This is a genomic window from Dysgonomonas sp. GY617, assembly GCF_015233815.1.
In the GTDB taxonomy this organism is placed as follows: domain Bacteria; phylum Bacteroidota; class Bacteroidia; order Bacteroidales; family Dysgonomonadaceae; genus Dysgonomonas_A.
The window spans coordinates 1-20885 of the sequence record NZ_JADCLR010000033.1 but is presented as its reverse complement, the minus strand read 5'-3'; the positions used below and the strand labels follow the sequence as shown (position 1 = coordinate 20885).

Sequence of the window (20885 nt, the reverse complement as noted above, 5' to 3'; positions counted from 1 at the left end):
TTTATATCCTAAAAAATTGATAGCATGCAGATTTAATATTAAATTTGGGTACTTATACTCAAAATTATATGGACGATATATTTAATAGTAAAAAAGAGATAGTTTCTACTCCTACATTTGTTAAGAAATTTTATTTCCTTGACTATTTCTACATTTTACTAAAAAGTATAAAATCGTATTCTGTTGAAGAAGATATCTTGAAAGAGTTTATAATTCTAAAGAATAAAAATTTACTTGGGGAATCCAAATATAAAAAATTAACTATTGATGATGAAAAACTGACAAAAAATCAAATGGTAAAATTTGTTTATACATTTCATCAAGTTTTGAGTGAATCAATAGATTATAAATTAGTTGTTAGAGATAATAAAGTAAGTGAAGAAAAAACACTAATTCACTTGACAAGCTCTGGAGAAGAAGCCTTAAATGAGTACGAAGGAAAAGGAAAAATTGCTTTCAATTTTTTCATGTTGAAAAAGATGGAAGAGAAATATTTTTCTTTTCATCAGTTATTAAAGTTATGTTATGAAGATAATACATTAAAAAATGGGGTTCTTATTTTTCCAGTATATTCTGGTTTAAAATTAGGATTTGAGAAATCAAGTTTTACAACGAATCAACATGTTTTGGATTATTCTAATGCATTAAGACTTAAATTAGAGGATGATATAAAAAAATACACAAAAAAGCAATCAGTATCATTGGAAAAAGAAGAAGAAATTCTACTTAAAAGGCTTAAGGCTGATGAAGCTATTGGGGATGATTTATCTGGTAGCTTTGGTGCTAATAAATATACTTACAATGCTGTTTTAAGTCGTTTTAGAAAATATTGGCTTAATTATTTTTTGAAAAATATTTATCATTATGAATATAGTTTTGATACATTTAATCTTTGGGTAGAAAGAGCAAAACAAGTAGGAGTACTTCATACAACAGAATTTTTTCCTGACTTTAGCGGTAGAATAATATATCCAACATCTATAATTGTACGCAATACAAACAATGAGGATTTTAGGAAAGTATTTGAATATGATACAGGAGAAAGTCTGTACATTCATTATCCAAAGTGGGATAATAATTATGAAGACTACTATTTGAGAACTTTGGTTGATGAATATTATATATTGCAAAAAGCAAGAAAAACTCACTTTATAAATCTACTTGATTTGAAAGAGCGAGTGTGTTTTAAGTTGCGAATAGCAGGGTTTATTTTTGATGAATTTCTTGAAAAAGCATATTCTTTAAATCTGCAAGGAAAGTTGAATAAAATACAGATTTCATTGGAAGCGGATAAACTACCTTATGAAACTAACGCAATGTATCTAAAAAGAGAACCCGTTTTGATAAATGGAAAGTTAAAGAACATAATAGCAATTAATTATAATTAATTTGATATGACTAATAATATTTTAAGAAAAGCAACAGGAATAACAACGGATGATAAAAATATATACGAATCCTATAACTTAAAAGAAAACCCTTTTCCTGTAAGCCCTTTTATTAATCAAGAAATAGAAGACAAGAGGTATAATGGAGATATATATGAAGCTTCTATTAGAAATATTGAAGAGAGCAAAATTGAAGATAATTTTCTGAAAATTCCTCAGACAGACCCTAACCATATTCGAGTAGGATATATCCATGATACGTCTTATGTCGGTAGGGGGAATGGAAAATCTTCTTTTGCTTTGAATCTAATAAAAAAGATAAATAAGTCTTTTTGCTTAGATATTTCTGGGGGTGTTAATAAATGTTTTGGATTATATGTATGTCCAGAGCCAAGTGGGAAGACAAAAACTTTTTCTAATTTTCTTGACATTTGGGCAGAAGCTATATTCAATTCGAATATAAAGATTATTGATTATGCTTTAGCTGCTCTTAGATTGGATGCAATATTGAATTTATTTTCCGATAAAATTACAGAGGAAGAGCTTGCTGACGAGAAAGGCATAGTAGAGAATATGAATAGTTTAGAATGGTTTAACACAAGAAAAATACCTTATGATGAGATTAGTTCATATCTTACTAAAAATAACGAATTTTTCAATAAAATAACAGCAACTACCCCTTTTAGAAAGAGATATACATCATACAACAATTTAAGTCATAAGATTATATCGACTGAAAACATTAGAGAATATTATAAAGAACTAAAAAAAGAAAATGAAAAAATCAATTTCATTTTTAATGACCTCGTTTATTTATTCTTAGCAGCAGGTTTTAATGGAGCTTATATTATTGTTGATGACTTTGAGCGGATTCCTGATTTTCAGAGTGATAGATTGAAAAGAGATTTCGCTTTTGAATTGAGAACAAATTTCTTTGACGGAGTCTCTGCTAATTCTAAATTGGGGTTCTATAACTTATTATTAATGTTACATGCAGGGGTTCCCAGATTAGTAGAAAAAGCATGGAGTGATTCTGGCATGGAACAACGAAGTTCTATTTCCTCTTCAACAAATGCCCCCCATATTGTTCACTTTAATAAATTGGATAAACAAAGGGCAATCTCTTTAATTAAAAAATATTTATCAGAATTCCGAATTACAAATGAGGATAGTATCTCTCCTTTCACAGAAGAGGCAATAGCGAAAATAGGAGAGGAAAAAGAATATAATGCAGCACAAATGTTAAGTTTGGCTTGTATGCTGTTAGAAAATTGTGCGAAGGAAGGCAAAAAAGAAATTGGTGTTGCGGAGGTAAATCATATGTTACAAAAAAGTAAAATTGAAGTAAAAACGGTTGACAATATTCTTGACGAGAATTCTACAGACTTGTTATCAAAAGCTACTGAGTAAATATGGATTATCACTGTTTCTCTAGAGAAGAGTATAAAGAAATTATATCTCATCTTTTATTTTCTAAAGGGTTAAATGACGAATTAAAAGAATTAGTCGAGCGTTGTGCTAATGATTGGGATATAAGTCTTATTGGTTCTAACTACTTTCTTTCTATAATCATGGAACAGATGATTAAGCAAGACAAAATAGATAAAAGTTTTATTGAATCTATATATGCAATTAAAGATATGATGTTTCTACTGATTGATGAACTAGATAGAAATTTTATAGATGAACTGTTCCTGAATAACATTCCAGAAAAACGGAATATATATTTAGCACAACTTAGAGAAGCAAAAAGAGCAAATAATGAAAAAAAAGTAGCTCTATATGAACAATTGAGAGATCGTTCTTTTGAAGAAGATTTGTTGAATATAATAAAGGCATATTATGAGTCAGAGATATATCATTGATACTACAACATTAATGTCTTATTTCGCTTCAACTTTTGAAATTCAGTCTCAAATATCATCGACAGCTTTAAATATAATTAATGAAGCCATTGAAGAGGGTACAAACATATTACTAATACCATCAATTGTATTTATTGAGATTTTTTCCAAACAATTCATAACAGAAGAAAAAGCATCTCAAATAAGATATGAAGTCTATGAAAAAATTAAATCATGTGAGAACATCTCTATTGAACCAATAGATAAAGAAGTTTTAGAGTGTTTTTTGGATATTGTTGATATTGAGAAAGGGCATAATTTTGATAATCACGATAAAATTATTTTCGCTACAGCCATTAAATATGATTCATTCTTAATCACATCTGACAAAAGATTGATAAGATATAATCGAAGAAAGAAGCTGATACCAGATATAATAGTATAATATTTTTGTCATCGACTATACAAACATATAATCAAAAATAAACCATCAAGACCAAAACCTAAGTATTATTTTAAGAAATCTTCCTTTGTTTCCAGCAAAGAGTATTTCTCTCATAAGTCTTGCTAAGATGTAAAAAGGAATAAAATATGAAAATATAATGTGTTGGTATCTGATTAAAATAATTTTGATTATATTTATGCTACTACGGTTATGATTTTTCGTTGTGGTTTAAAGATATAAATTATTGCATATTATTTTATTTATATCGGCTTGCTTCTTATAATCAGGCTTAATGCGGACATCCATGAAAAATCAAGACAACAATCATGAAATTCTAATCGGGTATGCAAAATCCATGATCGACTATTCATTTGAGGAACTTAAAAGAAAATCCATTCGTTATCCCATTCATTTAACAGTATATGTCGAAAACAATAAAATAGAAAAGGGTATTGAAGTCCGTTTCGACAATCAGCAAGCAACTATCTCATGCAGTTTCGACCAATACGACAGATGTAATATAGCCTATCTTTTTTCGATTCTCAGAGTAGTGAAAACAGTCTTATAAGATATCTGTCAAAATCATTCGGTTTTGATTATAGGGAAAATCACTGGTTGTTAGATAACTGCTGCTATCTGAAAATAAAACAGTCAAAAGATTTTTTCTGTTTTTATATTTTCGCTGATAGATAATTGAATCAAGGCAAAGTCTTTAACTTTGCCTTGATTTACAATATTTACCAATTGGCTACTTGGTCAATTTCTTCAGTTTGTTATCAATCTGTTTGTTAACCTTCTCATTCTATTTGTTTACAGACTGATTATAAACTTTCTGACTAATTAACGATTCAAACTCAAGCACATTCCTTTTGATACTATCCCTATATTGAGATCTTTCGGCATAGGATTTATTCAAATAAAGTAAATGCTCCTGAGAAACACCTCCTTTCAACTGTACATATCTGTATTTGATATCGTTATGTTTCAATATTTTATTTTCTTGAAACTGAGTGAATTGATAATTATCAAACTTGATAAATTGGTTATTTGAAGACAAATTTTCAAGTTTTCTTGATTTAATATTTTCTTGAAAATAAGATAAATATAAAATTGTCTAACCATCTATATAACTTTCAATCAGAGTATAAAAACTGAAATCATTCAAACTTACACGATGTCTAATTTTAAAATTGTCAATTCAGCATGAAACAAAAAACTTTATTTATCGCTTTCTCCACCCAGAAGGGAGGAGTGGGCAAAAGTACATTCACCATCCTGGCCGCAAGCTTTCTGCATTACCTGAAAGGGCTGAATGTCGTCGTGGTGGACTGCGACTACCCACAGTGCAACGTCCATGACATGCACAAGCGGGAGATCCGTCAACTGGAAACCAACCTGCACTACCAGTCCAAAGCCATATCCCTGTTCGAATCACTGGGTAAACAGACTTATCCGATTGTTTGTGCCAAACCCGAAACAGCCATATCCAGAGCGAAAGAATTTTTATCAAAAGAGCCTGCCGGTTATGATGTCGTTTTTTTTTGATTTGCCCGGAATGATTAACAACGAAGGGGGGATCTACCTTTATGGGGATGGATTATCTTACGGAGGGATGAATGGAGTCAGACGGATCATATGGGATGAAGTATTAATCCTTTCCGATAAAGATATTGCTTTTGTTTGTACTGCTTTTAATTTAAAGAAGGAGGAACTCAAATGTTACATACATAAACAGTCGAGACAGGCACTTATGAACTCTTAAAATCTATCATGAGTGATACCGTATTCGATCAATTCTCATTGGTCGGAGGTATTGCTTTGTCTTTACTTATCGGGCACAGGAAAAGTATAAACCTTGATTTATACTGTAATTATGCATCCTATAGATTTTCCGGTGTCTAGATTCTAAAAAACATTGAGGATATAGGTAATGCTGAATAATATTATTTATCTTTACAATAATATATTTTTTTGCTAAAACAAAAATAAAATGGAATTTAAAAGCATTAAAGTTCAAAAGTTATTCGGTTTATTGGATTATGAGATAGACTTGGATAATGAAGAATTCCTAACAATCTTAACAGGACCTAATGGTTACGGAAAAACAACGATTTTGAACATTATTTATCATTTTTTCAACCAAAAGTTCTATTTCTTCCAAAAGCTAGAGTTTCAATCCATCTCTTTTAATTTTTCAGCAAACAGATGTATTGAATTAACTAAAAAGAAAGGGAAGCCCAAAACAGATCAGATTGTACAATTGGTAGATAATCGGCAAGAGATTATTCTTCAGCAAATACAAACCGTTGACATACAGGTTCATTTATTGATAGGAGGTAAATTGTCTGAGGCATTTGTATATAATTCCGAGGCAGAAAACAAGTTGGTATCCCAGTTGGGTAAATATATTCAGATACAAAGGATCTCGCAGGATGTGATATTGGATAATAGAACGAGAAAACATCTTTCATTGAGGGAATTTCTATTGGAAAATGGAGACAATCTTCCTATCCGGGTGATAAATCTTTTACATAAGCAACAAAACAATCAGATATCTCTGTTATTAAGTTCAGTAGATGTGTATATTATCCGGGAACAACGGTTATTAACTCAAAATGGTTCAAATAACCGGGGATCTTTTATTAATACTATCGAACACTATGCAAAGGAGCTAAAGGAGTATATATCTAATACCCAGTTAAGAGCATACCAACGAACGCAAGAATTGGATAGCTCCTTTCCCAAACGCTTGATTGACTGCAAAAGAAAATTGTCAAGAGAGGAGTTTGATACCCGTTTTACTAAACTGAAAGAAAGGCAGCAACAGCTCAAAACTTTTGGTATATCAACCAGTAATCAGGATGTAACTGATTACAACGAGGAAACAGCAAATGTTCTTACTGTGTATTTGGAAGATTCAGAGCAAAAGGTAGGTGTGTATGACGAATTATTAGAAAAGATTGACTTGTTTGTGAATATTCTGAATGAGAAAAAGTTTGCATTTAAATCAATCGTGATTAATGGTCCTCAAGGTTTTTATTTTCAATCGAATAACGGACAGCCATTAAATCTAACAGATTTGTCTTCGGGTGAGCAGCAGGAAGTTGTCCTTTTGTATGAGCTGCTATTTAGAACGAACTCCAATACATTGATCTTAATAGATGAGCCGGAAATATCATTGCATGTGATATGGCAAAAAGCATTCATTCAGGATTTGCAGAGAATAGCCGATATAAAGCATATCTCTTTTTTAATTTCGACACATGCCCCTCAGATTATAAATGACAGATGGGACTTAACTCTTGATTTGTTTGATTTAGCTAATAAGTAATTATGGAGTTTAGCAGGAGCTTGAGAAGTAACGTAGATGCTACTGATAAAATAAATGATATCCGGCTTTCATTAAATAGTGAAACAGGTAGTAAAATGATCTGGGTATTGGTTGAAGGTGAAGATGATTGCAAAATCTATCCTAAATTTTTTTATGAGGATAAAGCAAGAGTCGAATTCGTAAATGGAGGTAAAGGGCAATTGACCTCAGCTTTAGATACCCTGACCAGGGAAACACGGCAGGTAATAGGAATTCGGGATGCCGATTTTTTACATTTAGAGGGAAATTACCCGGATGTCATAAATTTATTTTATACAGATTACCATGATATTGAGATGACAATGCTACATTTTGAGACAGTACGTTGTAATTTACTTGTTGAATATCGTTTGCAGAACAGGGAAGATATCTGGCATACGATTTTGAATGAATCTGCATATTATGCGTATATTCGGTGGTATAATGATATAAAATGTTGTAGAATCCTTTTTAGCGGACTAGGTCTTGGAAGATTCGTTGATGTTGAGAATCTAAGCATAAAGCGTCAGGATTTACTGGATGAGTTAAATAAGCGTTCAAGAAATAAAACAGAAGAAATACTATGTAATAATATCGATTGTTTTATAACGGAAAATAGAACGGAGGATTTCTTAAATTTGTGTAATGGTCATGATGTTACCGCTTTATTAGCATTATATATTGGAGGACAGGTTTCGCATGCGGAATTATGCAGGCATTTAAGATTATCGTTTAAGATTCAGGATTTTCATAAGACGAAGTTGTATAGAGCAATCAGTGATTGGCAGGCACGAAATGGCTTCTCTTTTTTAAAAAGTGCAATATAAATATTGCGTTGTAATATAAAAAAGTGAACAGAGAAATATTCTGGTTCGCTTTTTAACTTCTCTGTTTTTTGTTCCAAAAATCTACTCGGAATTTCTTATAACTTGGCTAATTCTGCTCCGGCATTGAATTTAAGCGTTTTTTTGTGAGAATGTCTATTACAGCCTTAGTTGGAGTTAATGCCTTTTCTTGCGACTCTCTCAGATACAGAGAATGTACCGAAGTCGACAAAGGTTACTTTCTCTCCTTTTTTACTTCCTGTGTGATAGATTTAATAACAGCATCCAGTCCTTTTTTGCATCAGCCTTACTCAATTCGGATTTTGCAGCAACAGCGTTTATTTATTCCGATTTGTTCATAGTTAAAGTTTTTAAATAAGTTTTACATTTGGTGATTTAACCGATATAGAAAGATAGCTTATATTTGATTTATTGATGTATTTCCAGTCAGTTTATATTGAATCACACGGTTAGGGTTACACCTATATTTAATTGGGGTCTTGAGTTTGTTAATAGTGAAGAGCTTGATTCTGGTTTTGGGAATATTAAACTTCTAAAGAGTGAATATGGAAGGTACGATTTCCACACAAATCTTTATCATCTAATTATTCATCTAAATAATTAATGAGATAATATTTATTTTAGTGTCAAATGTTGTCTTTCTTAATAAGAAATTAAATATTTAGCAATATAATTTATGGATTTATTCGATTATGCACTTTCTGAAGATGTTGAAATAGGAAAATACAGAACATCTTTTTTCCATTTAATAATGAATGGGGATATTGGTTGGTCAATAAAAATACAATTGTCGCCAGATTTTGGAACTTTTATGCATTATATTCAGGATATTTCCACATTACATGGTATTGCTTGGAGTGAATGGTATCTAAATTATTTATTAATATGTAAAGACCACATTCACGTGAATAAAAATATTGAACTCCCCATAAAAGTACCTTATGAAAGGTATTCAAATTTTAAAGCTGGCAAAGACATATTTGACAGAATTAAGGGTAGTGACTATAATAATTATATTGAGATTGATGATTTGTATGTATTAAAAGAAGAAATAAAAGTTGCAAAAGATAAACACGAATCAGTCACAATACATAGATTCAATTTTAATGATGAAACAATTGATTCATTTGAATTTGGCTATACATGTATTATTGAAAGCATGGCACATTTATTTCAGACCTTTTTTGATTCCTCGATAGAACATCAAGATGTTCCATATAATACCGTTCAGAAAATATGTAAAGTTGAATATCCTGAAATTGCGTCTAACAAGAAAATGCTTATAACTCTTTGTTTAGCATCGTTGAATAGTCAAAATCCAGGATTGTTTTTCTTTGAATGTATAGAAAAATCAAAAAGAAATAGAGAATTAAATGGTATAGAGTTTTATGATTTAATAATAAGAGAATATAGTTTTTGGTATAAAAGAAGGAAATATAGTTATCACGATTTTATGAAAAAATATATAGGTAGATTGAAGCATATATTACAGAATAATCAAAGAGTTCCCTTAGAATATTATAATCGGGTTTTAGATTCGGTTTTATTGCAAACTCAACATTACCAAAGTGCTTTACTTTTTGCTATTTATCAAAATGATTTTCCCAGCCAAGAGGGATTGGATTTTCTTTTCGATAATAATGGATTGCCTTATATTGAAACTTCATCACATGACTATTTTCCATGCAATCATAAAACAGGTATGCCTTATAGGGATAGTGTATTCCTTTTTTCTTCCGAACTTGTTATTAAACGATTTAAAAAAAAAGAGATATGATTTGCCCTCAATTTAATAGGTGTTTAAGTACGCAATATTCAGCATCTCCTATATATATGAATCATATTTGCAGTAATTATCAATGGCAAAAACAAGAGCAATGCATTATGACCGAGGGATGTAGACTATGGAATATTAATGATGAAAAAATAACAGATGAGTAAATGAATCAAAACCTAAACATTCTGCGTTTATTACATTCTTATAAAGTTTATGTCAACACAAACTTATAAAGTCTAGCTTTTCATATATGATAAAATGTTCTATTATCATTAATACTCTTTGCAAATCCAAGTATACTGATATAGAATATCCAGTATAAAATAAGTGGACTTTCTTGCTTATGATAAATACGCAATATTATCAGATCAACGATTTTTTTTAATACTTATTTACAGCCAACTTATCGATTTGTAAGGAACTCTGCAATTGTTTTACAAATCTGCTCATTTGTGACATAACGATATACCTGAGGAGGATGAAAATTAGGATCTATAGTTCTCAAACTTTTTAGGCTGATAGGAGTAACCTGCTTTATTGATTCAATTTCAATGCCTATCGCCTTCGTCTTATCTTGGTAATAATCATCAAATCTAACTTTGTCAATTCCTAAGAATGAAGAATACTGAGACCACATTTCTAGGGGAGATGTGTCAATAATATTTTTTATGATGCCAAAGCCTATCACACACATAACAGGCGAAGAAGCATATATAATTACATAATCTCCCACTTTTACATGTGGTTTGATTTTCCTTAATTCAATGCTCTTTTCTCGCTCAATTATCTTTTTTGCAAATTCTGGTTTTACAGAGATAAACAAGTATTTTTTTATGCTATTTATATTTTCCACTTTCCCAATTGATAAATTCGATTGAATATATTAAAATCTACCCTTACCGGTGATGCAAAGGAGTTTCGTTTCCTTCCGTTCTCTTCAAATACTTTTGTTATTGAAGAGAAAGCTACAGGTTGTTGAAATACTTCTGTTCCGCTAAATCGTAATGCTCTTATATCACTATTAATATTTTGTTCACATAGTTCATATATATGTTTCCACTCATATACTCCGTAATGTTTATTTTTCGCAAATAAGTCCTTAGGCTTTCCCGTGATGACTTCGTCAAGGTAGGATGTTGCTACTATAGATTTACTTCGTTCAGTATATTTATCATTGCTAACATACCAAAGTATCCTTGCAGGAGCAATTTCTGTGATCGGTTTGGTATGTCTGTAATATACATTTTCAACATTCCATAATTTATCAGGCATTGCTCCAAAAAGAGTTGCTCCAGATATATGTGCATCAAATAATTGACCTGCCCACAATGCTTTTATAGGTATTATATAGCAAGGAATATCTAAGTCCGAAATCTTTAGAGGGAATAGCTTTCGCTCAATATCCAATAGTATAAGTTCTGTTTTGTTATTACTCGCTATGTCAGATATGATATTTCGAATTTTGCCATCCGATAGATTTTGTAGGTTCGTTAAATTTGAACTATCTATTATTTCATTATAAACATGTTTTCGCCATACACCTTCTGCGTGTTCAAATCCTAATTTTGATAAGACCAAAACCTGACTATCGGATAAATAATCTTCTTTAAGAATGATAACATTGATATTTTTCTTTATAGCTTTATTTATCAAATCGGATATGACTTGCATAAATAGAGTCTGCCTATATTCACTGTCAATCAAGCGAATAAATGGAATATTCAATTCTGAATTAGCATTTGAATATGCAAAAAATGCGATAGGATTATTATTTGATTTAATAACCTTTATTTTTGCCACATCTGTATTTGATGCTTCAGTATATACAATACTCTTGAATGAGTTTTTTTTTTCCGATGATTCTTTTACAAGGAATTTATCAATGCAAGCATCTAACTCATTGGTAGACACTTTGGATATAGTATGAAAGGTTACACCTGCCAAACGAATAGGGGAATATTCTTCTTTATTAAGAAGCTGATCTACCTCAATAATAAACTCCTGAGGCGAGAATATCTGAATATCGAATTGATCTTCTATTTTCACCCGACAATCTAATATACCGATGTCTTGTGTTATAAAATACGACACATTAGAGACAATGCATGTAGCCAATTGAATTCTATCTGAATTATCATTGTCTGTTTGCCCTCTAATAATCTGTTTTAGTCGCACGGCTACTGTTTTACGCTCTTCAACATCATGTTTTGCTTCAATAAAATTATTCAAGAACAGCCTTGTTTTATTCGCTCGATCCTTATTCGCATCTCTGTTGATCTCATTCAACATTTCAGGTGCAAAATAGTAATCCACTTCATCAGCTAACCAGTCAGCTACAAGCCCTCGAGGGTCTTCATGTGCATCATATTGCAAATCAATATCTCTCAGCTTAACAATTATGTTAGCATCCAATATAGCTTTAATTTTAAACGATGAGTTGGCTGCTACTGAGAATAAATCCTGTTTATTGAAATCATACCACCAGATATTCAGATAGTTTTCGGCAAGACTTCTGCTTCTCTTCGTATGTCTGCAATGAAAGCCGTATCGTTCCCATAGAGTGGAAGCATGCTTATAATCCTGTCTACAGCTTAGTGCAATACCGGCAAATGTATTTTCATACTTTGAACGCAATTTATCGAGAAGTAGGGTCGATATATTTTTCCCTCTGTGGGTTTCATTCACACACAAATGCACGATGCTTATTCTCGAAGAACTGTTCACTACACGAAACATCAAATAGCCACACAATTCAGAATCATCATGGGCAATTACGATACACTCTTTTTTTGCATGATCTTCAAATCCACCATCGGGCATAAAACCCAATGTTGCAGAATGTTTCTTGCCAAGATTTAGCACATCTTGGAAGAATTTATTGCTCTGATTAATGAATTGTAGTTGCATATTTATTAGATTTAGCATCCAGGATTTTGAAACAAGGCTTTAATTGTCACCTTCATAGCGATGGTAGCATCTTTTTCCATTATAACTTGATTTTCAAAATGAGCATTAAGGTCTAATATATCTTTATTAGTATCAAAATGAACATATGAATTTCTTAATTTTCTTAACCAATTAATATTATCTCCAGTATAATACTCATTCAAGAGTTTTGCTGTACCAACTTTATCATCCATTGCTTCAACTCCTCTTAAGTGAGCATCAATAACCGAGATAGACACTGCAATAACCGAAATCCATGCTCCGGCACAATATGATATACACATATCGAAAAACAAAGCTATAGCATGGTCGCAACAATCATGAACGCCAACTTCGGCATCTTCGAGCTCTTTATCAATCCAATATCTTCTTTTTTGCCAAACTTCAATAGATGGGTGATTCATAATTTATAATATTTACGAAAGTGTTGATACCAGTTCTTTGCTTGAATTGTTGTGATAATGTCATTATCTAATAATATAACTAACTCATCCTCATCTTTCATTATATCATATCTAGTCATATAAATATCTGATTATGAAATAGATAGTGGATGACTCATAGACAACTTTAACTTTATCACTCTGGGAAGTAATATGTTTTTTTGTGATAATGTTCTGAAAGATGCTCATACTTTGACGCTTAATAATTTATTAACAAAAGTAATAAAATAGCTCGAATAACCTCAACAATACCAATGACTTTGAAGTATTTACTTTTCATTGATTGTGATTCAGAAATTACCTACTCCTTCCTTGTTTCTTTTCCCGCTTGAGTTCTTTTTTTTGATTGATACTGAAGGTTGCTTTCGGCGGAATCCCCGCTAGAGCTTGGTATCAACAAGATTCTCTTCTCACAAGTATGGATGAGCAAACGAGCCAATACCTTAATTAACAAATGTTTTGTGGAAATACATTTAAATACCCCATTCGAAATGTGAACGGAGCTAATAATTTTATTGAATATGTCACATTATATTCAACTCAAGTTTTCTTTAAATTATTGAATGATGATAAAATTTCTAAAGAAGGCATTTTTACTTTTTCAGTTTAGAGTACACATGTACACAGACTAAAAAATAAACCAATATTATTTGAAATAGCCTCTACTTAATCAAAAAACCATTTTCCTCGATAATCAATGAAAAACACTGCCAATTAAAGCATATCACACACTACCAAAAAGGTGGACTTTATTTCTTCTTAATATGTAAGATGAATATAATCAACATTATAGGTTGGGTTGTCGGAAGACTAGCGGTACTTGAACCTAACCGTTAAAATAAAGTTAAATAACTGGCTGCAAGAAGCAAATAGCAGAAAATCGAAGAATAAAAAGCAGCAGAACAAAGAAAAAGAAAACGGGTACCGAGGGTTTGGACCCCGTCCAGACTGACGAAAAATACGGAAGAATAACGAAAAAGGAATGAACTGCTTGTTTACTAATCGTTTATATTTCTTCAATCTGCTTCAAATTATAAAATCTAACATAAAATATATTTGCCACTATATCAGCTTATTACGATAAGCTTTTTTTGTGTTTTACATAATATTAGAAAGCAAAATCATACCTGAAAAATTATTCTTTTTCAGGTATGATTTTTTACGTAAAGCACTTATCTTATGAGAAGTACATTTAATATCTTATTTTTTATCAAAAAGAATGAAGTTAAGAGAAATGGTCTTTGTACGATTATGGTACGCATTACAATTGACGGGGTTTATTTACAATTTAGTACCAAGACCGATATCTCTCGTGCATATTGGATTACAAAGCAAGGAAGGGCAAAAGGTTGTACACAGTATGCAGATGAGATAAACCGCCAGCTAGACGGAATACGAACCGGACTGTATATGCACCATAGCAGGTTAAGAGATAAATACAAATACATTACCCCATTAATGTTAAAGAAAGCTTTCCTTACTATTGAAGATAAAACTAAACTCGGCTATCAGTTTTCAGAACAAGTTAAGTTCTTCCGGTCAAAAACGGGGAAGAATATAGGTAGTAATACTTCTTTTCGATATGGGTTAACCTGGAGACGGATACAAGAGTTTCTGGAAAAAGAGCATAATATATCCGATATTCAAATGGAGCGGATTTCCCTTGGTTTTCTAGAGAAGTTCTATACATTTATGAGGAAGGATCTTAATTATGAGAATAACACAGCTATGAAATATATGCAACGTTTTTCTACCATTATGAGTTCTCTGAAAAACTGGGATTGATTTCCCAAAATCCATTTCATTTTTATGTAATACGCTTCAATAAGACAGACAGGGTTACATTGATACAAGAAGAAGTTGACCGCATATGGAAAAAAGACTTCCGCACACCTCGTCTGGCTATAATCAGGGATTTGTTTATCTTTAGCTGTTTCACCGGATTATCTTATATTGATATATGCCGGCTAAAAAAAGATGATATACAACTGAGTTCTGATAATAAGCATTGGATTAGTATACACCGGATGAAGGCAGATGGAGTATCACAAATCCCACTTTTACCGCTTCCATTACAGGTTATTGAAAAATATAAAGATGTAAAACCGGATGATTTATTGTTTCCATTAACATCTAACCAAAAAAACAACGAATATCTCAAGGAAATCGCAGAAATCTATCATATAAAAAAGAAGATTTCCTTCCACGTAGCACGTCATATATTTGCCACTTATTTACTTAATAAAGGCATACCAATTGAGACCGTTTCAGGTGCTTTAGATCACTCTAATATCAAGCAAACGCCATTGCACGATTGCTAAAAAGATGGTTATAGAGGACATGAAACAGTTCCTTTAACCCCAGCTATCCACACTTCTGTTCTCAAAGATTCTACCATCCAGATTAATAGAATCAGATTTTAGATAAAAAGTACCTCCACTTCTGCAAAAGATGAAAGGTGCTCTTCTATATGTAATATAAATAAGTCAGAACAAAAATATAAAAAGTTGATGTAGAAATATAAATAAAAGCCTATAACCTCCACAGGCTATAGGCTTTCGCTCTATTTATCTTTTTTAAGTTAGTAGTAGTAAAAGGTGTTGTATAAAAAGGTCTAATTGTTTTATAGGTATAAAGAATAATAGATTAAAACTAAACTAAAAGGAATGGAAAAACCTCCGGATGGGAGGTTTGGATTATATCTGGAAAATATATGTAGCGATCACAGCCTAACTCTTGGAGTATAATCTAATATCTTTATATCAGGCAAAGTACTGCCTTTTAATCTCACATTACGAATGAACTGATTACACTCGCACTCTGTCATTAATTGCTTCTGGAGAGCTTCAAATAAAAAATCCAAAGTTGTAACATAAGTTATTTTATTCTGATTACAATATTCACATATATCTTTCAGATTACTACTTGCAACAACATCATTATTGTATTTGCAATATATCATACATGCACTTTCTCCTTCACCTCTGCTTTCTTTGTCGGTCAAAACCGCAAAATCCCTAATCATCTCTCCCTTTGGATTCCATTCTACGACCTTAAGGGTTTTTAGCAAAGATATATGATTGTCAATAGCGACCCGAGTGTCAGAATGTTTGCGAACTTCATCTAAAACAATACTTAAAATAATATAATCATATTGAGGATATATACAATGAAGAATACTGAGGTACCCTCCTTTTATGAAATGTATAATAACATCTGCATCTATAACAATTTTGGTCTTTTTATTTGTCATGATCTATGTCTGTCAAATCAATACCAATATCAGACATTAACTCTCTATAGTGTCCTTCCGAAATACATCCTTCATCAAAACGTTTTTTAGCTAAAGTTCCATAATCTCCTATAACAAGTCCATCATTTCCATTTTCATATAAAGAGGTATTAAAACCATAGTATATAGCAACCCGGGATAAAGGTAGTTCTTTAAATTCTTGAAATTGGTTCTTATCTATTATGCCTAAATCCTTAAGTCTAATTATCATCGCTATATGAGATACAGAGAAGATTCGCTCCAATCTTAATAAAGTAGCTATCGAAAGATTCTTTTTTAATTCATTTGGAGGAATATTTTTCTTTATTCCTATTTCAGGCATCAATAATATAGATGAAAATAAATCTGCTTTCTTTTCATTTATATCCTTTGTCTGAGATCCAGGATTGCAAAAATGAGTATTAAACTCTTTTTGTATAAACAAATGGTATAGTTCATGACCTATTGTGAAATGCTGTCTCCCTTTTGAATGCCTTGAGTTTATCAGTATAAATTTTTTATCTGCTCTTTTTAGGCACATTCCTGAAAATTCTTCTGACATTTTTTTATATACCGTCAAGATATTAAATCTTAACAATAGATTTTTACAGTCAACAGGCTCCGAATCACTTAATCCACTTATGGACCGGAAATTCGAAGCCTGAATTTCTATCTCATCATAATAAGGTGCTGCCATTTTTAATCAGTCTCTTATCTTTAAATAATTTCTAACTATCTTCTTGAAGGTTGATATTTCTTTTAGATCTTGCTCATTCATAGAATCAGTTCTAAAGGAACAAGCCATCTCATCCTTTACTTTTTCCTCATCTTCTTCATAAAAAGATATTAATGCAATTCCATATAAATCACATAATTTTTTCATTAAGTCATATGGCATATCTCTACCAACTTCATAATTTGCATATGCACCTCTATCTATACCCAAAAAAGATGCAACTCGATCTTGAGTTAACCCAAAAGAATCGCGAAAAAGCTTCATGTTCTTACTCACGATACCGTTCATTGTTTATAATGTTTTAGTTTATAATTATGTTGCAAATATATTAAATATATTTATAGATATATACTTTTGCAACAGTATTATTATCTTATTTTAGATAAAAAACATTAATTGTTATTTGATTCGAAAATCCTTATACCTTAAACACCAACTTTCTTATAAACTTAAATATCTTTGATCTGTATCTTATTAAAAAGTATAGAGCGAATAAAATTAATCAATCCTACAGATATACTTTTGAGTACTGTCTAATCAAGAATTAGGTCTATCTAGATAAATAGTTTCTCCTTTGACCTCGTAAGGTTGAATTATAGGAACTACAATTATCGTGCTAGTCTTCTTCATAGGTACTTTAGTCGAAACAGTAGTATCTTTAACATTTAAGCCATAAAACAATGATTTTCCATCCCAGAATGCAAATGAAAGAATGTATCTATTTTCTAATTGACTTGTGCCTGTTGATATAGTAATTACATTTTGTTTCTCAGAGACCAATTGTATCACTATTATAGTGGTAGTCTTCTCTATAGGTACATACCGCATTTTAGTTTTACAACTAGCTATAATTGTAAAAAATGTTAAAATGACAAATAGTAGGTATTCTTTTTTATGTGTTTATTTTAGAAATTTATACTTTTGGAACCGAATAGAGTTCTGCTTTCGGACCTGGTATTAACAATTATATAAAGTCAACATAGTTGGTTTAATACCGGTCCGGAAGTTCTTTCAATGATAATTTAAGCATGTTTTTTCATATATATTTTTAGTTGTTGCATTTCAAAAGAGACATTTCGAATGTGTTTTTCGATGTTAAAATTGAGTTTGTTAAAGACTGTCGCGATGACAGTCTTTTTCATGGATTCACTCCTTTTGCGTATAAAACTTGTTTCCTGTAATTTGCACTATTATAAGAAAGATGCAAAAACATAGGATAAAGAATAGCTTGATCGAAAATTAATCCCGATTTTAAAAGCTTAGTTAATAGCTTTCTAGTTTCTAAGACTCTTATGACGGCGAACGGTTCAGAAGTATCAGAAAGGCCGAGAGGCAGCTGCCGGACACTCTAAAAGTACAGAACAAATGGTAAAATCTCATATATTCAACTTGGTGGCAAAACATTGTATAGGGAAAGTGATATTCAAAAGTTGCTGGATGAGCACTATCGTAGCATATTTGAGTAGCCACCTGAAATTTTCTATTAACTTATTGTTTTTTTACGAAATATGCTTCATTAATAGGAAAGAGGAAGATTGTCCGAAAAACCGCTTGCGGCTACCTTAGATTTGCAAGAAAAAGTAGTAGAAAATATAACTTTGAATTAGAATCATGAAAGGAAGACAAAGGGTAAACCATTCGCGGCAATAAGGTATAAAACTTATCCCCCTATTCGGACCCTTTGTCCTTTCCTTGAACTCAAACCTGAATAAGAATTTAGAGAACCCCGTTAAGGTTATTAGGTCAAGTTCAAGTTCCTTTCTTTTGTAGAATAGTCAAAAACAAAATTATGAAAATTTACTACCTTGGTATCGATGTCAGCAAGAAAAAGTTAGATTGCTGTTTACTGCATAATGGACAAAATATCCAGACTGCTATTATCGTCAACAAACAAGAAACTATTATCCTATGGATAAGCTCTGTTTTGTCCGAATATAATATAGCAAAAGATCACTTGGTTATCTGCGCTGAACATACAGGACAATATACATATCCTTTGATCTGTGCTGCAAAATCAGAACAGCTCTATCTATGCCTTGAAGATGCCGCTAAAATAAAATACAGCAATGGTATTCCCCGTGGCAAAAACGATAAAGTCGATGTACATCGTATTGCCTTGTATGGCGAACGATACAATGACTCTATAAAACCTTATCAACCATCAGAAACCGACATTCTGAAGCTCAAGAGACTATCTACAGAGCGTAACCTTTTAGCCGGAGACAGATATAAATACCAGGCTCAATTAACCGATCAGAAAGATTATATGCCGGAACCTATATATACAGATAAGTACAATCGGTTGAAACAAATAATCGAAGTCTTGGAAAATGCTATATCTGAAATCGATGAAGTCGTCAGTTCTATAATTTGCGATTCCCCTGTGTTATCTCATCAAATGCAACTATTAATGTCCATTGATGGGATAGGAGAAAGGACGGCCTTAAAAATGATTATAGAAACCGAAGCTTTCACAACATTCGACAATCCTAGAAAATTTTGTTGCCATGCCAGAGTAGCTCCATTTTCATATATCTCGGGAAGTAGCCAGCGATCCAAGAACCGTGTATCTAACCGGGCGGACAAGAGCATTAAAACCTTATTACATATGGCAGCCTTATCTGTATGCCATCTAAAAGGAACCCCCTTACAAGAATATTATGAACGAAAAGTAAACGAAGGGAAAAATAAAATGTCTGTTATCAACGCCATTAGAGCCAAGCTGGTTAATATTATGTTCGCCGTTATCAGAACCGACTCTTTTTTTTTACAGAATTATCTACATTCTCTTGCATAATCCATAAGAATAGGGGGGGCGTTTTATTCCCGCCGTTGAAATTTGTGTCCGAATGAAAAAGAAAAGGATTTTTAATAATACTATTATTTTATGGACTGCAATATCATACAAAAGAAACAGGCTTCGGGAAATATCTAAAGCCTGTTTCATATAGTACAGCATTGATATTTTCCATGTTCGATAGGTAAATCAGTTCGTTGATGGTGGCGTAGTCGCGGATATTGCTTTTCAGGTCAGGATTCGTTGGCGTATACGATCTTATCTTATAGACAAGCGTAAAATAATTAAAAATAGAGATTACCCCACAAATTAATATGGCAGGTATTTTACAGTAATAGAATGTATGTAATTTTTATTGAGCTTATAAATAGTCCTAATTAAAAAAGAAAATAATCTCAGCTTTTAATTTTTTTCGAACTAAAGGTTTTCGATGATAAAACTCAAATTAAAGATTAAATGAAGTCAATTTAAAATACTGGATTAAATTTATTAAATCCAGTAGCATTAATGGAGCTAAAATTCAATAGCTTTATCAAGATCTCTGGATGTGGTGATTACATACCGGGATTATTATGTACCCTCTTACGAATAAAAAGTTGTATAGCTTATTAATTGTTATCAACTGTTTGTTTGTTTTTAATTAGTCCATTCTCAATAATTTTTTTCTAAAAAATCCGCACAAAGATTTGCCGGAATTTGAGATTCTGTATATACTTTTGCCAACTGATTTTCAGTTGACAGTGTACTTCATTCTTAAATACATTGTATCCTATTTCAAACAGGGAATAGGAACAGGTGCTCTGCATAACATAAACTAAATAAATTTAGCAATGGAACAATTACCCCGATTTGTGAATGACCTGGCTCTTATCCTTATTACTACTGGAATCGTTACTATAATATGCAAATGGCTCAAGCAGCCTGTTGTATTAGGATATATCATTGCTGGCCTTCTCAGTAGCTCGCACACAACATTCTTTCCTACTATAGTTGACATGGAAAGTATACACACCTGGTCAGAAATAGGTATTATCTTTTTTTTGT

The 20885-nt window shown here is 31.7% G+C and carries 23 protein-coding genes and 1 pseudogene; 15 read left to right on the top strand and 9 right to left on the bottom strand.

Going from position 1 to position 20885, the window contains the following annotated elements; genetic code table 11:
• Positions 1-68: 68 nt before the first annotated feature.
• From IR022_RS19340 to IR022_RS19320, 5 genes are all read left to right on the top strand, one after another.
• Positions 69-1388: a hypothetical protein gene (locus IR022_RS19340; RefSeq protein WP_194204986.1), complete on the top strand. Its 1320-nt coding sequence runs from the start codon at positions 69-71 to the stop codon at positions 1386-1388.
• Positions 1389-1394: 6 nt separating this feature from the next.
• Positions 1395-2798 carry a hypothetical protein gene (locus IR022_RS19335; RefSeq protein ID WP_194204985.1) on the top strand — a complete coding sequence of 468 codons (1404 nt, stop codon included), beginning with the start codon at positions 1395-1397 and terminating at the stop codon, positions 2796-2798.
• Positions 2799-2800: 2 nt separating this feature from the next.
• The gene (locus IR022_RS19330) at positions 2801-3253 is read left to right on the top strand and encodes a hypothetical protein (protein WP_194204984.1); all 453 of its coding nucleotides are present in this window, start codon (positions 2801-2803) and stop codon (positions 3251-3253) included.
• On the top strand, positions 3231-3677 hold the full coding sequence (locus IR022_RS19325) for a PIN domain-containing protein (RefSeq protein WP_194204983.1): 447 nt from the start codon (positions 3231-3233) through the stop codon (positions 3675-3677). The genes IR022_RS19330 and IR022_RS19325 overlap by 23 nt, the downstream gene beginning before the upstream one ends.
• Positions 3678-3981: 304 nt before the next feature.
• The gene (locus tag IR022_RS19320) at positions 3982-4245 is read left to right on the top strand and encodes a hypothetical protein (RefSeq protein WP_194204982.1); all 264 of its coding nucleotides are present in this window, start codon (positions 3982-3984) and stop codon (positions 4243-4245) included.
• 234 nt (positions 4246-4479) lie between these two features.
• On the opposite strand, the gene IR022_RS19315 is transcribed toward IR022_RS19320, so the two are convergent.
• A complete protein-coding gene (locus IR022_RS19315; RefSeq protein ID WP_194204981.1) occupies positions 4480-4665 on the bottom strand; it encodes a hypothetical protein in 186 nt (61 codons plus the stop codon).
• Between the two features lie 215 nt (positions 4666-4880).
• On the opposite strand from IR022_RS19315, the gene IR022_RS19310 reads away from it, so the two are divergent.
• From IR022_RS19310 to IR022_RS19295, 4 genes are all read left to right on the top strand, one after another.
• The gene (locus IR022_RS19310) at positions 4881-5222 is read left to right on the top strand and encodes a ParA family protein (RefSeq protein WP_194204980.1); all 342 of its coding nucleotides are present in this window, start codon (positions 4881-4883) and stop codon (positions 5220-5222) included.
• The gene (locus IR022_RS19305) at positions 5203-5439 is read left to right on the top strand and encodes a hypothetical protein (protein ID WP_194205000.1); all 237 of its coding nucleotides are present in this window, start codon (positions 5203-5205) and stop codon (positions 5437-5439) included. Before IR022_RS19310 ends, IR022_RS19305 begins: the two co-directional genes overlap by 20 nt.
• A 228-nt stretch (positions 5440-5667) precedes the next feature.
• Positions 5668-7008, top strand: coding sequence for an AAA family ATPase (locus tag IR022_RS19300; RefSeq protein ID WP_194204979.1), 1341 nt, complete (start codon positions 5668-5670; stop codon positions 7006-7008).
• Between the two features lie 20 nt (positions 7009-7028).
• Positions 7029-7853: a DUF4435 domain-containing protein gene (locus IR022_RS19295; RefSeq protein WP_194204978.1), complete on the top strand. Its 825-nt coding sequence runs from the start codon at positions 7029-7031 to the stop codon at positions 7851-7853.
• Positions 7854-8017: 164 nt separating this feature from the next.
• On the opposite strand, the gene IR022_RS20285 is transcribed toward IR022_RS19295, so the two are convergent.
• Positions 8018-8122: an HU family DNA-binding protein gene (locus IR022_RS20285; RefSeq protein WP_317174098.1), complete on the bottom strand. Its 105-nt coding sequence runs from the start codon at positions 8120-8122 to the stop codon at positions 8018-8020.
• 425 nt (positions 8123-8547) lie between these two features.
• Between IR022_RS20285 and IR022_RS19285 the strand changes: the two genes are divergently transcribed.
• Positions 8548-9648, top strand: a complete 1101-nt coding sequence (locus IR022_RS19285; RefSeq protein ID WP_194204977.1) for a hypothetical protein — start codon at positions 8548-8550, stop codon at positions 9646-9648.
• A 403-nt stretch (positions 9649-10051) separates the two neighbouring features.
• Here IR022_RS19285 and IR022_RS19280 read toward each other — a convergent pair whose 3' ends face one another.
• From IR022_RS19280 to IR022_RS19270, 3 genes are read right to left on the bottom strand one after another with little or no spacing between them, the layout of a single operon-like run.
• Positions 10052-10501 (bottom strand): ASCH domain-containing protein, encoded by a 450-nt coding sequence (locus IR022_RS19280; protein ID WP_194204976.1) that lies wholly within the window; start codon positions 10499-10501, stop codon positions 10052-10054.
• Positions 10489-12555 carry a GNAT family N-acetyltransferase gene (locus tag IR022_RS19275; RefSeq protein ID WP_194204975.1) on the bottom strand — a complete coding sequence of 689 codons (2067 nt, stop codon included), beginning with the start codon at positions 12553-12555 and terminating at the stop codon, positions 10489-10491. The genes IR022_RS19280 and IR022_RS19275 overlap by 13 nt, the downstream gene beginning before the upstream one ends.
• An 11-nt stretch (positions 12556-12566) precedes the next feature.
• Positions 12567-12998: a hypothetical protein gene (locus tag IR022_RS19270; RefSeq protein ID WP_194204974.1), complete on the bottom strand. Its 432-nt coding sequence runs from the start codon at positions 12996-12998 to the stop codon at positions 12567-12569.
• A gap of 1218 nt (positions 12999-14216) precedes the next feature.
• On the opposite strand from IR022_RS19270, the gene IR022_RS19265 reads away from it, so the two are divergent.
• Together IR022_RS19265 and IR022_RS19260 are read left to right on the top strand one after the other, a co-directional pair.
• Positions 14217-14822, top strand: a complete 606-nt coding sequence (locus IR022_RS19265; protein ID WP_194204973.1) for a phage integrase SAM-like domain-containing protein — start codon at positions 14217-14219, stop codon at positions 14820-14822.
• Between the two features lie 59 nt (positions 14823-14881).
• The gene (locus IR022_RS19260) at positions 14882-15358 is read left to right on the top strand and encodes a site-specific integrase (RefSeq protein WP_194204972.1); all 477 of its coding nucleotides are present in this window, start codon (positions 14882-14884) and stop codon (positions 15356-15358) included.
• 401 nt (positions 15359-15759) lie between these two features.
• On the opposite strand, the gene IR022_RS19255 is transcribed toward IR022_RS19260, so the two are convergent.
• From IR022_RS19255 to IR022_RS19240, 4 genes are all read right to left on the bottom strand, one after another.
• Positions 15760-16290: a hypothetical protein gene (locus tag IR022_RS19255; protein WP_194204971.1), complete on the bottom strand. Its 531-nt coding sequence runs from the start codon at positions 16288-16290 to the stop codon at positions 15760-15762.
• Positions 16280-17005, bottom strand: coding sequence for an ImmA/IrrE family metallo-endopeptidase (locus IR022_RS19250; RefSeq protein ID WP_194204970.1), 726 nt, complete (start codon positions 17003-17005; stop codon positions 16280-16282). The genes IR022_RS19255 and IR022_RS19250 overlap by 11 nt, the downstream gene beginning before the upstream one ends.
• 6 nt (positions 17006-17011) lie before the next feature.
• Positions 17012-17332, bottom strand: coding sequence for a helix-turn-helix transcriptional regulator (locus IR022_RS19245; protein WP_194204969.1), 321 nt, complete (start codon positions 17330-17332; stop codon positions 17012-17014).
• Positions 17333-17581: 249 nt separating this feature from the next.
• Positions 17582-17872: a hypothetical protein gene (locus IR022_RS19240; RefSeq protein ID WP_194204968.1), complete on the bottom strand. Its 291-nt coding sequence runs from the start codon at positions 17870-17872 to the stop codon at positions 17582-17584.
• Between the two features lie 482 nt (positions 17873-18354).
• On the opposite strand from IR022_RS19240, the pseudogene IR022_RS20120 reads away from it, so the two are divergent.
• From IR022_RS20120 to IR022_RS19890, 3 genes and pseudogenes are all read left to right on the top strand, one after another.
• A pseudogene (locus IR022_RS20120) lies at positions 18355-18510 on the top strand (DNA-binding protein); the annotation flags it as partial.
• Between the two features lie 323 nt (positions 18511-18833).
• Complete coding sequence (locus IR022_RS19235) at positions 18834-19841, top strand: transposase (RefSeq protein WP_194204967.1); 1008 nt, start codon at positions 18834-18836, stop codon at positions 19839-19841.
• A gap of 830 nt (positions 19842-20671) precedes the next feature.
• Positions 20672-20885: hypothetical protein (locus tag IR022_RS19890; RefSeq protein ID WP_206759620.1), on the top strand; the 214-nt coding region annotated here is incomplete at its 3' end.